This window comes from Streptomyces sp. cmx-4-9, assembly GCF_046548835.1.
In the GTDB taxonomy this organism is placed as follows: domain Bacteria; phylum Actinomycetota; class Actinomycetes; order Streptomycetales; family Streptomycetaceae; genus Streptomyces.
The window spans coordinates 233,049-245,834 of record NZ_JAEBEE010000006.1 but is presented as its reverse complement, the minus strand read 5'-3'; the positions used below and the strand labels follow the sequence as shown (position 1 = coordinate 245,834).

The 12,786-nt window shown below is 71.7% G+C and carries 10 protein-coding genes; 2 read left to right on the top strand and 8 right to left on the bottom strand.

Going from position 1 to position 12,786, the window contains the following annotated elements; genetic code table 11:
* Window positions 1-104: 104 nt before the first annotated feature.
* Window positions 105-764 (bottom strand): ScbR family autoregulator-binding transcription factor, encoded by a 660-nt coding sequence (locus ACLJTM_RS19995; protein WP_411105015.1) that lies wholly within the window; start codon window positions 762-764, stop codon window positions 105-107.
* A gap of 421 nt (window positions 765-1,185) precedes the next feature.
* On the opposite strand from ACLJTM_RS19995, the gene ACLJTM_RS19990 reads away from it, so the two are divergent.
* Window positions 1,186-2,442 carry a cytochrome P450 family protein gene (locus ACLJTM_RS19990; protein ID WP_411105014.1) on the top strand — a complete coding sequence of 419 codons (1,257 nt, stop codon included), beginning with the start codon at window positions 1,186-1,188 and terminating at the stop codon, window positions 2,440-2,442.
* 301 nt (window positions 2,443-2,743) lie between these two features.
* Window positions 2,744-4,669 carry an acyl-CoA dehydrogenase gene (locus ACLJTM_RS19985; RefSeq protein WP_411105013.1) on the top strand — a complete coding sequence of 642 codons (1,926 nt, stop codon included), beginning with the start codon at window positions 2,744-2,746 and terminating at the stop codon, window positions 4,667-4,669.
* Here the strand turns inward: ACLJTM_RS19985 and ACLJTM_RS19980 are convergent.
* From ACLJTM_RS19980 to ACLJTM_RS19950, 7 genes are all read right to left on the bottom strand, one after another.
* The gene (locus ACLJTM_RS19980; protein ID WP_411105012.1) at window positions 4,659-6,212 is read right to left on the bottom strand and encodes an MmgE/PrpD family protein; all 1,554 of its coding nucleotides are present in this window, start codon (window positions 6,210-6,212) and stop codon (window positions 4,659-4,661) included. The two genes, ACLJTM_RS19985 and ACLJTM_RS19980, sit on opposite strands and share 11 nt — an antisense overlap.
* 107 nt (window positions 6,213-6,319) lie before the next feature.
* Entirely contained in the window at window positions 6,320-6,688 is a 369-nt protein-coding gene (locus ACLJTM_RS19975; RefSeq protein ID WP_411105011.1) for a nuclear transport factor 2 family protein, read from the bottom strand.
* A 98-nt stretch (window positions 6,689-6,786) separates the two neighbouring features.
* Entirely contained in the window at window positions 6,787-7,758 is a 972-nt protein-coding gene (locus tag ACLJTM_RS19970) for a diacylglycerol/lipid kinase family protein (RefSeq protein ID WP_411105010.1), read from the bottom strand.
* A 133-nt stretch (window positions 7,759-7,891) separates the two neighbouring features.
* Window positions 7,892-9,091, bottom strand: a complete 1,200-nt coding sequence (locus ACLJTM_RS19965; protein WP_411105009.1) for a cytochrome P450 — start codon at window positions 9,089-9,091, stop codon at window positions 7,892-7,894.
* 344 nt (window positions 9,092-9,435) lie between these two features.
* Window positions 9,436-10,941, bottom strand: coding sequence for an MFS transporter (locus ACLJTM_RS19960; RefSeq protein ID WP_411105008.1), 1,506 nt, complete (start codon window positions 10,939-10,941; stop codon window positions 9,436-9,438).
* Complete coding sequence (locus ACLJTM_RS19955; RefSeq protein ID WP_411105007.1) at window positions 10,938-11,732, bottom strand: thioesterase II family protein; 795 nt, start codon at window positions 11,730-11,732, stop codon at window positions 10,938-10,940. The genes ACLJTM_RS19960 and ACLJTM_RS19955 overlap by 4 nt, the downstream gene beginning before the upstream one ends.
* On the bottom strand, window positions 11,729-12,772 hold the full coding sequence (locus ACLJTM_RS19950) for an LLM class flavin-dependent oxidoreductase (protein WP_411105006.1): 1,044 nt from the start codon (window positions 12,770-12,772) through the stop codon (window positions 11,729-11,731). The genes ACLJTM_RS19955 and ACLJTM_RS19950 overlap by 4 nt, the downstream gene beginning before the upstream one ends.
* Between the last annotated feature and the right edge of the window lie 14 nt (window positions 12,773-12,786).

The window sequence follows — 12,786 nt, the reverse complement described above, 5'->3', positions numbered from 1 at the left end:
TTTACATACATACACGAAGGTATGTGAGTTGGATATGCGTGGGCCTCATGAGGCCTGTGCTGTGTTGCGAGGTGAAGCGCCGGACGCCCCCGGGGGCGTCCGGATCAACCCGGCAGGAGGCCCGTCTCCCGCAGTTCGAGCAGGACACGATCGGCCCGACCGGGCGACATGTCCAGTTTCGCCAGAATCCTGGGCACGGTGATCGCCGCCAGGACGTGCTGGAAGAGGAACTCGACCCGCCGCTGGAGGTCGCTGCGACCCTCCAGCAGTTCCGACACCAGCTGGACACCGGTGAAGGTGCCCACGAACAGCCTGGCCACATCCGCCACATCCGTGTCGGGGTGGAGTTCGCCCCGCTCGGCCGCGGCGGCCAGCAGGCCGCGGTTGTTCTCGTCCCACGCCTCGAACAGCCGGATGCGGGACTGCTCGTCCAGTCCGGTCTCCAGGGAGAGCCGGATGCTCCCCTGGACCATTGGGTCGTTACAGATCCGATGGGCGAAGAGGACGCCCGTGTCCACCAGCTCCTGGAGCTTCACGGCGCGCGGAATGATGGGGTACATATCGGACAGCTGGGCCTCCAGGACGACCTTGGCCAGCTCTTCCTTGGACTTGAAGTGGTGGTAGAACGCCCCTCGGGTCAACCCGAGCTTGGAGTACACGTCGGCGATGATCGCACCGTTGAACCCCTTCTCGGCGAAGACCCCTCCGGCCGTCTCCACGATCAGCCGGCGCGTACGCGCCGACTGCTGTTCCCGTTGGCTCACTAGGCCCTCCTGATGTTCCCGATGCTAGCGGCGTCTCGATTCGTTGCCAAGCATACCTCCATGCATGTATGTTACGCACCAGGTCGGGTCGACGCCGTGGGGACGGTGGACGACGAGCTACGACCAGGGGAGGTCGGGGGCGATGATCGAAGAGCACGGCGCGCCGCAATAGCGGATCTTTCATTACGGTCAGGTTTGTGTTTTCGACCAACGAAGTGCACTGAAAGAACACTGGCCGCAAATGACCGCTCCGTGTAATCATGCAGCCCACGACAAGCACTCGACCCGTGCTCAAGTCAGTCTCAAGTGGCATACTGCTTCGCACAGCACCACTCGTTCCGCCCTGCAGCACGACATTTTTCGCATTCACCGAGCCTGGTGTTTCCGAACTATTCAACCTGATCGAGATCCGGGGTAACAAGTGAGAGCCTGCCCGTTCACGCATGCCATCGATCCGCTCGGCCGCGATATCCACGGCGAGGCGGCGGAGTTACGGAAGGCCGGCCCGCTGGTACGGGTGGAGCTGCCCGGCCAGGTCGTGGCGTGGACCAGCGGAAGCCACGAGGTGACCAAGCGCCTCGTGACCGACCAGCGGGTGTCCCGCGACGCCTACCGGCACTGGCCCGCCTGGATCGACGGCGACCTGGCCGAGACGTGGCCGCTGGCCATCTGGGTGTCGGTGCAGAACATGTTCACCGCCTACGGCGAGGAGCACGGCCGGCTGCGCAAGCCGGTGACGAAGGAACTCACCGCGCGACGGGTGAACACCCTCCGGGAAAGCATCGAGAAGATCGCCGACGACCTGCTCGACGGTATTTCCCGGAAGGCCGACGAGGAGTCGGTGGTGGATCTTCGCCGGGAATTCGCCGAACCATTTCCCAACCAGGTGGTCTGCCAGCTCTTCGGCATTCCCGAGGAATCGCGCGCCGATCTGCACCGGATGATCACCGGCATATTCAACACCGGAACCTCTCTGGAAGCCGCCCGGGAAAACCAGGTGCTGCTGTACCGGACGCTGGCGGAATTCCTGGCCGCCAAACGGCAGAACCCCGCGGATGATCTGACCTGCGATCTCATCGCCGCCTACGGCCGGTGTGAATCCCCGCTCAGCGAGAAGGAACTCGTCGACACCTTCATCCTGCTGTTCACCGCCGGCTACGAGACCACCGTGAACCTGCTCGACAACGTCATCGCTTCGCTCCTGGCCGACCCGGGGCAACTGGAGCTGATCCGCTCCGGCCAAGCGTCCTGGGAGGACGCCGTCGAGGAGTCGCTGCGCGTGGACGCGCCCGGTGCGTACTCCCCGCTGCGCTACGCCGTCGAGGACCTGACCGTCGAGGGCGCAGGGGACACGGTCATCGAGAAGGGCGACCCGATCCTCGTCGCCATCGCCGCGGCCGGCCGGGACCCCGAGGTGCACGGCGCGGACGCCGACCGCTTCGACGTCACCCGGGCGACCCGGCGCAACCACCTGGCCTTCGGTCACGGGGTTCACCACTGTCCCGGTGCCGCGCTGGCCCGGCTGGAAGCGGCGGTGGCCCTGCCCGCGCTGTTCCGCCGGTTCCCCGCGCTCGCCCTCGCGGTCGCCCCCGGGGAGCTGAGCCCGCAGCCCTCCTTCATCTCCAACGGCCACACCGCGCTGCCCGTGGTGCTGGGCCCACAGGCCCCGACCGCCTGAGAACTCCGCGGCCCGCACCGCCGCCTGAGCCGGTACCCCCGGCCGGCCGCCGGGCCCGTTCCCGCGGCCCCTCCCCCGCACCCCCTCCCCCACGGCCCCTCCCCCGCGCCCCCCGCACCGGGGCCGCCGTGTCTTTGCGCACCGCACCCGCGCCAGCACCAGCGCGCGCACCGCCGCATCCCCCCATGCAGCGCGCGTACAGCCGCACCCACCGAGCCGCCGCCCCCTCGCGGGGATCGCCGCGGCCGCTCGACCTGCCCTGTCCGCACAGCCCGCCCTTCTCATGACGAGGTGCTCTGCCATGTCCACGATCCAGACCGAACGATCGATGACTCCCGCCGCCACGACCGAGCCGCCCCCCGGCCGCCGTCCGGCGCCCGGCGCCGGCCGGTCCGGCCGTCCCCTCCCCGCCATCGCCGAGCTGACCCACCTGCTCTTCGACCAGGAGGACCGCCGCCGGGTGCACCTTCCCTGGCGGGAGCTGGTCAGACGCGAGGAGTTCCGCCGCCGGCCGGCCCTGTCGGTGGACGAGAGCATCGCCAGGACGTACGACCGGCTGCGTGCGGTCAACAGCGCGATCGGTTCGGCAGAGGAACTCGCTTCCGATCCACGGCAGTTGGCCAGTCTGCACGAATGGACGGCCGTGGTGGACGGGGCCCTCCCCACGCTTCTCGGCATCCACTACAACCTGTTCCTGGGCAGTCTGCTGGACCACGACGCAGACGACCGCCGGGACCTGACGGCCTTCACCTCGATGAGCCGTGTCGGTACCTTCCTGTGCACCGAGCTGGCCCACGGCAACGACGCCGCCGCGCTGGAGACCACCGCCGCCTTCGACCGCGAGAGCGGCGGGTTCGTCCTGCACACCCCGCACGAAGGGGCGCGGAAGTTCATGCCGAACACCAGCCCGGTCGGTGGCCCCAAGAGCGCCGTGGTGGCCGCGCGGCTGCTGGTCGACGGGGAGGACCAGGGGGTGTTCCTGTTCCTGACACCGCTGGGTGACGAGAACGGGACGCTGCCGGGGATAGGGATCAGCCGGTTGCCGCAGCGGTATGCCAGCCCCGTCGATCACTGCCTGACCTCCTTCGACCAGGTACGGCTGCCGCGCGAGGCGCTGCTGGAGGGCGAGCACGGACGCCTCGACGCCGAGGGGGTGCTCAGTAGTTGCCTGGGCAACCGGCGCAAGCGCTACCTGCGTTCGATCGGCCGGGTCACCGCGGGCAAGCTGAGCATGAGCGCGTACGCCGTCGGGGTGACCCGGGCGGCCCTGGCCATCGCGGTGCGGCATTCCCAGCACCGCCAGATCAGTGCGCCCAGGGCCGGGGAGTTCGTGCCGATCGCCGCGCACAGCAGCCATCACTCCCGGCTGCTCCAGGGGATCGCGACGGCGTACGGCATGACCTTCCTGCACCGGGCCACCGTGGCCCGGGCCACCGACGGCTCCGGCGATCAGGCCGCGACGGACCGGCTGGTGGCCGTCTCCAAGGGATGGATCACCTGGCAGGCCCGGTCGGTGGCCATCGAGTGCCGGGAGCGGTGCGGTGCGCAGGGGCTGTTCCCCGACAACCGGCTGGCGGAGTTCCCGTTGAACCTGGAGGGGGCGGTCACCGCGGAGGGTGACAACCTCGCGGTGTGGGTGAAGGCGGCGGCCGAGGCGGTGTTCGGGCACCAGGTGGAGCCGGAGCCGGAGTGGGCCGCGGGGTACGGCCGGCCGGCCGGTGACGGCTTCGGCTCGGTGGAGGGCCTCGGGGCCCTCGGTGACCTGCGGTTCCTGCGCGGCCTGTTCGCGCAGGCGGAGCGGATCTGGCAGCAGCGGGCGCGGACCGCGCTGCGTACGGGTCCGGCGGGAGATCCGCTGGGCCGCTGGAACTCGGCGTCGGCGCGGGCGCTGAAGATGATCGAGGCGCATGCGCATCTGCGGGCGGCCGACGCGTTCCTGGCGGCGGTGGACGCCGCGGCCAATCCGGTGGCGCGGTCCCTGCTGGAGGGGCTGTGCCGGCTGTTCCTGCTGGAACGGCTGCGGGAACTGACCGGGGACCTGCTGGCCGAGGGGCTGCTGATGCCGGCGGAGGTGCAGGCGCTGCCGGACGCGATCGACGCGGTGGTGGCCGAGCTGGCGCCGTACTTGACGGTGCTGGTGGATGCCTTCGACCTGCCGGAGGAATTCTTCGCGCAGGTACCGATCGCCCAGGGCCGCGCGGTGGGTGCGGGCCCGCTCACGGGGTGAGGGCTGCCTCTATCCACCTCCGGACGCCGTGGGGCCGCATCCGGTGCAGCCGGCCGACCGTGTCGGCGACCCGGTGCGAGCCGCCCAGGGCGAGGAACTTCTCGCGGACCGTCTCGGTGTGGCGCAGGTGGGTGTCGGGGCCGGCGGCGCCGACCGGTATGAGGCGGCCGCGGGAGAGGGTGCGGCCGTTGGTGAGCCGTACGGTGACCCGGGCGCCGGTGGCCTTGGTCGAGCGGGAGAAGTCGTGCCGTTCCGGGCCGGAGGGGCCGATCATGTCCAGCAGGTCCTGGCCGCCGAAGCCGCGTATCCAGGGGGCGGCCCGGTCGCCGGCTTCGCGGACCGCTTCGCCGAAGGGGGCTTCGGAGCGGAACAGGGCCCGGGTCATGTCGGTGTCGTGTTCCAGCCGGACCCGGTCGGCCAGTGCCCAGCGGTCGGGGTCGTTCAGGGCGGGGGAGGCGAAGTCGTCCACGGAGAACTCGCCGGTCAGCAGCGTGGTGGCCACCGGGTAGGGGGTGTCGAGGACGAGGGCGCCCAGCGGTGAGCCGGGCCCGTTGACGTACGCGGCGGCCCGCCGGCCCGCGAACAGGGTGTACAGCGATGCCTCGACGACGACCTCGGCGACTTCCTCCGGCCGGATCGGACCGAGGAGGCGGTGGAGTTCGGCGGCGCAGTCGATGGCGGCGTCGATGCCGGGTCCGCCGGGGTGCATCTTGAAGGAGAGGGTCTCGGTGTGCCAGCGGCGGCCCAGGCCCTTGGCGACGGCCTCGGGCAGGGGCACGGTGGCGAAGCGTGCGAGGAACCCGTCCTCGTGTTCGATGATGTCCGGTGCGCCGTGCAGCCCGACGGCCGCTGCGTCGCAGGCGTCCATCGCGGTGCGCACCGGGGTGAAGGTGTTGAACAGGCGGGCGTCGCTGGCCAGGAAGGCCCGCATCAGGGGCCAGTTGGGCATCGCGAAGGCCAGTCCGAGGGAGTCCAGCCATTGTTCGGCGGGCGCCATGTCGCAGTGCAGGCGGCCGGCCACGGCTCCGGCCAGATGGGTGTGGACGGCGCTCTGGCCGCGCAGCGGGCCCAGGGTGGCGGAGGCGGTGATGCGCGCGGCGACCTCGTTGGCGGCGACCACGGCGGTCAGCAGGTGGAGGCCGTCGAGCCGGCGGGCGTGGGCGTACGCCACGGGCACGGCCACCGTGGAATTGGACAGGTGTCCGGCGTAGGCGGTGTCGTCCAGGTTGAGCCAGGAGCCGAGCGCCGCGAGCACCGCGGCGGAGGCGCGCGGATCGCGTTGGAGGGGTCTGCCGAAGGCGGCGACGAGTTTGTGGCCCAGGGGGTGGGCGAGGCCCGCGCGGATCGAGGCCAGTTGGGAGAGCACCTGGCTGGCGGCGAGTTTCAGCACCCGGCAGGGTATGTCCCGGGGGCGCAGGTTCGCGGCCCAGTGGGTGAGTTCACGCAGGGGGGCGTCGGAGATCGGGTGGGAGAGCCGCGGGCCGGGCAGGTGCCAGCCCTCGCACAGGGCGTGCACCACGCTCTCCCCGGTTGTGTCCGCCATGGCTGCTGGACCTGGCCTTTCCGCGCAGGGTGGGACGGTACGCCGGGGCCGGGGCGCTGTGCGCCCCGGCCCCGGTGTCACGGACGGTGTTCGCCGGTGCGGTGGGATCAGGCGGCGGGAACCTTGTCCAGGAAGCCGTAGACACCGGTGATCTTGCCGGCGCCGTCGGTGACGAGGACGTCGAAGCCGATGGCGATGGGCTCGGTGCCCGGGGCGGTGACCAGGCCCCACTGGAAGCGGGCGATGTTGTGGTGGGTGTCGACGGTGCCGTGGGGCTCGAAGGTGAGGCCCTGGAACTGGTCGCGGGCACCGGTGAGGACGGCGGCGATGCCCTCGTGGCCCTCGACCGCGGCGAGCGGGTCGATGTAGGGGGCCTCGGGGGTGAACAGGTCGGCGATGCCGGCGGCGCGGCGGTCGGCGTCGGGCTCGTTCCAGAGGGCGAGGTACTGGGTGACGGTGTGGGTCAGGTCGCTCATGGGGTGGGTTCCTTCTATGGGTGAGAGGTATGAGCACCGCGCAAGCGGCACGGTGTGCGGCTTCACCGACGGGTCCGGCCGCGGCCGGGAGGTCTTCCTCAGTCGGTGATCGTCGTGGCCGGGTCCTCGGCCGGTGCCCAGGCGGTCAGCGCGCCCGGGAGTACGTGGAAGGTGGCGGTGCCACCGATGTCGTGCTGGTATTCGCCGTCGTGTTCCAGGGGGAGCCGCCGCCCGTCCGTGCGTTCCACGGTGATCTTCCGCCCGCGGGCGTAGACCGTGCCGGGCCGGTCGAGGTGGGCGGCGGTGAGAGAGAGGCCCGGGACCTCGGCGGCGGTGGTGCCCTCGCCGATGACGCAGACGTCGAGGAGTCCGTCGTCGAGGCGGGAGTGCGGCAGGATGAGGTACTGGCCGCCGCGGTAGCGGCCGCCGCCCACGTTGGCCAGGACGGTGGGGCCTTCGTGCACGACCCGGCCGTCCACGGTGACCCGGCCCGGGTAGGGCGGGTAGTCGCGGGCGGTGTCGGCGAAGGCGCGGGCGTAGCGGGCCTTGCCCACCAGCGGAATGTCCCGGGCGGTGATCAGGGCGTCGGCTATCACTCCGCTGCAGGAGCCGAGGCAGACGACCCGGTCGGTCTCGGCGAGCAGGGCGAGGTCCAGGGGCCGGGGTCGGACGGTGCCGTCGGGGGCGCCGTCCGCGAAGACCGACTTGAGGGCTTCGCTCCAGGGGCGGTCGCCCCAGAGCATCCGGTAGTAGGAGTTGCCGGTGCCGCCGGGGACGATGAACAGGGCCGCTTCCGGGCGGCCGGAGAGTGCCTGGACCACTTCGCGCACGGTGCCGTCCCCGCCCACGGCGATGACCAGGTCGGGCCGCGGACCGGGGGCGGCCAGGGCCGCGCGGACGGCGTCGGTCGCGTCCTCGGGGGCGGTGGTGTGGTGGACCGTCACCGCGTCGAGGAATGCGGAGCAGAGTTCCTCGGTCCGGGCGACCAGTTCGGGGCTGTGGGTGCCGGAGGCCGGGTTCGCGATGATGAGCGCCCGGGTCGGGGCGGCGACGGTGGTGCTGTCAGCCATGTCGGGCGTACTCCTTAGCTCGGAAGACCTGGAGCGGGTCCTGCCGGCCGGCGCCCGGCAGGGCGGGTGTTCGGGCCGGGAGGACCCAGTCTTCCAGCGGGCGGTGACACGGCTCTGACGTCGGACTGACGGTCTACCAGGTGACGAGGAGGCTGCTGAGTCCGTAGTTGACGGCCTGCTCGCGGAAGACCACGGCATCGGGTCCGTCGGCCAAGCGCAGGCCGGGAAAGCGGGTGAAGAGGGCACGGAGGGCGAGTTCGAGTTCCATCCGGGCGAGGGAGATGCCGGGGCACAGGTGGGGGCCGTGGCCGAAGGCGATGTGGCGGCCGGCGTCGCGGTGGATGTCGACCTTGCCGGCGTCGGGGAAGACGCTCTCGTCGTGGTTGGCGCCGGGGTAGGCGAGGATGACGCCGTCGCCCTCGGCCATGTGTACGCCGCCGATCTCGGCGTCCTCGACGACGACGCGGACCTGGTTGTCCTGGGTGATGGACCAGTAGCGCAGGAGTTCCTCGACGGCCTGGCCGTACAGGGTGGGGTCGGCGCGGAGCTCGGCGAGCTGGGCGGGCTCGCGCAGCAGGCTGAGGGCGCTGAGGCCGAGCTGGTTGGCGGTGGTTTCGTGACCGGCGACGAGGAGCAGGCGGGCCATGGCGACGAGGTCCTCGTGGGAGAGCCGGCCGGTGGCCACGTAGTCGACGGAGAGCCGGCTGAGGAGGTCGTCCTGCGGGGCCCTGCCCTTGGCGACGATCAGCCGGTCGAGGTACTGGGTCATCTCGACGAAGGCGGCGTAGATCTCCTCGGGGGCGGCGTCCTGGGCGAGGACGGCCTTGCTGAGGGCGGAGAAGTGGCGCTCGTCGCCGGCGGGTACACCGAGCATCCGGGCGATGACCAGGGAGGGGAGCGGTCCGGCGAAGTGCTCGATCAGGTCCACCGGGCCGTCGCCGCGGGCCGCTTCCAGTGCGCCGAGGAGGGTTTCGACGAGTTCCTCGACGGAGGGGCGCAGGGCGCGGGTGCGGCGGGCGGTGAACTCGGTCATCGCCATGCGGCGGAGCCGGCTGTGCTCGGGGCCGTCCATGCGGGTGAAGGACATGGCGCGGGGGGTGGGCGGCAGCGGGATCCGGACGGGGAACCCGGGCCGGGTGTCGTCCGAGCTGAACCGGGGGTCGAGGAGGATACGTCTGACGTCGTCGTAACGGGTGACGAGCCATGCCTCACCTGTCCGGATTCTTACCTTCACCGGGGCTTCCCGGCGGAGTGCGGCGTAGGCGTCCGGCGGGGAGAACGGGCAGGTCCTGGGCATGGGCCAGACAGCGAGCTGGTCGGTTTCCAGCAACATGTGTTCCTCCTGGGGATTGGCTGGTCCTGGTGCCCGTATGGTCGGGGGTGGGCCTGATTCCGCCCTGACGCCGAATGGCGCATTCCGGGTGAATGGTCACTGGAAGTCGTAGGGGAGACGTAGGCGCGGCGTACGCGCATGCGTAGGCGCGGCGGGAGCGCGGGAACGCGGGAGCACGGCACGCTCCCGGACGGGCCGCCGGACTCGCAAGGACGCGCGAGGACTCGGAAGGGCACGCAAGGGCGCGCCGGGACGCGCCGGGACGCGCCGGGACGCGCAAAAAGGCGGATGCCCCCGGAGCGTGTGCTCCGGGGGCATCCGCCGGCAGGGGCGGGGAGGGAAGGTCAGGCGTTCACTTCCTGCTTGCGTACCGCTCTGGGCAGCAGTTGGACCAGCAGGGCGACGGCCACGCAGATCCCGGCCTGGACGAACAGGCCGGACTGGAAGCCGTCCGCGTACCCGTCGACCGACGGGGTGTGCCCGGCTCGGCTGAAGAAGACGACACCGATCACGGCGATGCCGAGGGCGTTGCCCATCTCCTGGGCGCTGGAGAAGACGCCGGAGGCGGCTGCGGCGTGGTCGGCCGCCACCCCCTCAAGGGCCAGCGAGGTGAGCGGGGCGACCACCAGGCCCATGCCGAAGCCGCAGACCACCATCGCCGGTACGCACCAGCCGACGGAGCCGTCGGCACCCAGCGCGGAAGCCGTCAGGGCGAGCGCGACGGCACCCGTACCGACGACCAGGGCGCCCACGGCGACGATCTGACGGCCCATCGCGGGGACGAGCTTGGGCGCGAGGCCGGAGGAGACGAAGAAGCCCAGCCCCAGCGGGACGAACAGCAGCCCGGACGCCAGCGCCGAAGTGCCCTTGCCCTGCTGGAGGTAGAGGGCCAGGCTCAGGAAGAACGAGGCCATCACGCAGAAGTACACCAGGATGGTGACGCTGCCGACGCGGAAGGCCCGGTCGTGGAACAGGGACGGGCTGAGCAGCGGCGAGCGGCCCAGGCGCGCCAGCCGGCGCTGGTGCAGCCAGAAGGCCGCGAACAGCGGTACCGCCCCGGCCAGGGAGACCCAGGTCCAGGTGGGCCAGCCCCGTTCCCGGCCCAGGACCAGCGGCAGGACGACCGCGGCGACGCCCGACGTGGCCAGCAGGACACCGCCGATGTCGAGGCCGGTGCTGCCGTTGCCGGTCTTCGACTCCCGCACCAGCTTCGGCGTCAGGGCGAGGATCAGGATGCCGATCGGCACGTTGACCAGGAACACGGTGCGCCAGTCCAGGCCGAACAGGTCGACCTGGATGAGGAGCCCGCCGATGAGCTGGCCGAAGACGGCCGCCGCGCCGAGGACGATGCCGTAGGCGTTGAACGCGGCCACCCGCTGCTTGCCGGAGTACGTGGTGTTCACGATGCCCAGGGCCTGCGGGATGACCAGGGCCGCGGCGGCGCCCTGGAGACCGCGGGCGACGATCAGCTGGTTCATGTCGGAGGCGATGCCGCAGGCCAGTGACGCCAGGGTGAAGACCGCCACGCCGATCGCGTAGATCCGGCGGCGCCCGTAGAGGTCGCCGAGCCGCCCGCCGGTGATCAGCAGGACCGACAGGCCGACGGCGAAGGTGACGGCGACCATCTGGATGTCGGCCGGCGTGGCGTGCATGTTCGACTGGAGCGAGGGGATCGCCACGTTGACGATGAAGAAGTCCAGGTTGGTGATGAACACCCCGGCGAGGACGACGATCAGCGCGCCCCAGCCGGGTGCGGCGGCGTCCCCCGTGTCCGCCCGGGCGGCCGCGGCGGGCCCGGTGCCGGTCCCGGTGTCCGGGACGACGAGGGGGGTCTGGGCCTCGGTACTCATCCGACCTCCGCGGTGACCAGGCGCAGCAGGCGCTGCGCGAAGTGGGTGGTGACGGCCTGGGCGTGCTGGTCGATGTAGAAGTGGCCGCCCGGGTACTCGCTGTGGCCCAGGTACCGGGGGCTGCGGCCGGTCCAGTGCTTCATGGCGTCGGGGTGTTCCTGGAGCGGGTCGGAGGCGCCGCCGTAGGAGGCCAGCGGGCAGCGCACGCCCGCGCCGTCGTCCACGTACTTCGCCGAGACGCGCAGGTCGGCGCGGAGGGCCGGGACGACCAGGGCGAGCATCTCGGGGTTGTCGTACACCTCGGCCGGGAACGAGCCCAGCTTCTTGATCCACTCGACGAGTTCGGGGTCGGGCATCCGGCTCTGCTCCTCGGTGGGGATGAAGAACCCCTGCGGGGACCAGCCGGACATGCCCACCATGACGGGGGACGGGCCGCCCTCCTCCTCCATCCGGATGGCGAGCCGGAAGGCCAGCTGGGCGCCCAGGCAGTGCCCGAAGAAAGCGAAGGGGCGGCCGTCGTCCGCCTCGGCCAGGACGGCCTCGTGCAGGGCGTCGAGCAGCGGGTCCCACTCCTCGTAGGAGACCTCCTCGCGCCGGTTGTGGCGGCCCGGGAGGGTCACCGCCTGGGGGGCGATGTCCGGCGGGAGCAGGGACTCCCACTCGCGGTAGATGATGGCGCCGCTGCCCGCGTGCGGCAGCAGGAACAGGCGTACGGCCGCGTCGGGGGACGCGTCGGCCGGCTGGAACCACTGGCCCTCTCGGGACATCGTCGCTCCGATGTCGCTGGTCATGTCGTGGGGCTCCCAACGGTAGTGAGGGTGGTGTCCGGGAGGACGAAGTCTGCTGCGGGCGCCAGCGAGCGCACCGCCGGAAGCAGGACTTCCGCGATCCGCCGCAGGTGCGGCTGGGGGTCGAGCGAGCCGATCCGCAGGACGAGGTGGCGGGCACCGGCCCGGACGTAGCCGGCCAGCCAGTCGGCGCAGCTCTCGGCGCTGCCCCAGGCGTAGGCCTGGACGGTGGACATCTGCTCCAGGGACCGTCCGTAGTAGTGGTGGACGTAGTGCTCCAGCTCGGCTTTTGCGGCGCTCTCGCTGTCGCCGACGGTGAGCGTGGCGTACAGGGCGGGGGTGACGGCGCCGGCGCCGCGGCCCGCCTCCTCGGCGAGTTCGGCGATACGGCGGCGGGCGCGGCCGTAGGCGTCCACGTCGGGCAGGAAGGGCAGCCAGCCGTCGTAGCGCTCGGCGACCCGGGCGAGCACCCGGGGGGTGTCGCTGCCGGCCAGCCACAGCGGCGGGCCGCCGGGGGTGGCGGGGCCGGGGAGCCGGTCGAGGCGCTCGGCCTGCCAGAACTTTCCGTGGAAGTCCCGGGGGCTGCCCTGGGCGCCGGCGTTCCAGGCGGTCCGCCACAGGGCGGTGATCTCGTCGAGGCGGCCGGCCCGGCCGGCGAAGGACGCGCCGACGGACGCGAACTCCTCCTCGGTCTCCGGCATCGGGAAACCGGAGCCGAGGCCGAGGACCAGGCGGCCGGCGGCCACGTGCTCCAGGCTGGAGACCATGTTGGCGCCGATCAGCGGGTGGCGCAGGGCCGGGGTGAGGGCCGCGGTGCCGACGGTGATCCGGCTGGTGACGGCGGCCGCGGCGGAGAGCACCACGAGCGGGTCGAGGCGGGGCCGGGCGGTCAGGGAGTCCCCCGCCCACAGGGAGTCGAACCCGAGCTCTTCGGCCTGCCGGGCGAAGTCCAGCAGCGGGGCCGCCGCGTAGTGGTCGTTGATGGCCTGCTCGCGGGTGGGCAGCAGGACTCCTATGCGCAGGGGTCCGGCGGGCTGGGACATGGGGGGCTCCGTTC

What these genes read in the sequence shown, in the direction of transcription:
- ACLJTM_RS19975 (WP_411105011.1), bottom strand. Translation starts at nt 6,688, where the DNA reads ATGAGCGACCTGACCCACACCGTCACCCAGTACCTCGCCCTCTGGAAC.
- ACLJTM_RS19985 (WP_411105013.1), top strand. Translation starts at nt 2,744, where the DNA reads ATGTCCACGATCCAGACCGAACGATCGATGACTCCCGCCGCCACGACC.
- ACLJTM_RS19980 (WP_411105012.1), bottom strand. Translation starts at nt 6,212, where the DNA reads ATGGCGGACACAACCGGGGAGAGCGTGGTGCACGCCCTGTGCGAGGGC.
- ACLJTM_RS19965 (WP_411105009.1), bottom strand. Translation starts at nt 9,091, where the DNA reads ATGTTGCTGGAAACCGACCAGCTCGCTGTCTGGCCCATGCCCAGGACC.
- ACLJTM_RS19960 (WP_411105008.1), bottom strand. Translation starts at nt 10,941, where the DNA reads ATGAGTACCGAGGCCCAGACCCCCCTCGTCGTCCCGGACACCGGGACC.
- ACLJTM_RS19950 (WP_411105006.1), bottom strand. Translation starts at nt 12,772, where the DNA reads ATGTCCCAGCCCGCCGGACCCCTGCGCATAGGAGTCCTGCTGCCCACC.
- ACLJTM_RS19970 (WP_411105010.1), bottom strand. Translation starts at nt 7,758, where the DNA reads ATGGCTGACAGCACCACCGTCGCCGCCCCGACCCGGGCGCTCATCATC.
- ACLJTM_RS19955 (WP_411105007.1), bottom strand. Translation starts at nt 11,732, where the DNA reads ATGACCAGCGACATCGGAGCGACGATGTCCCGAGAGGGCCAGTGGTTC.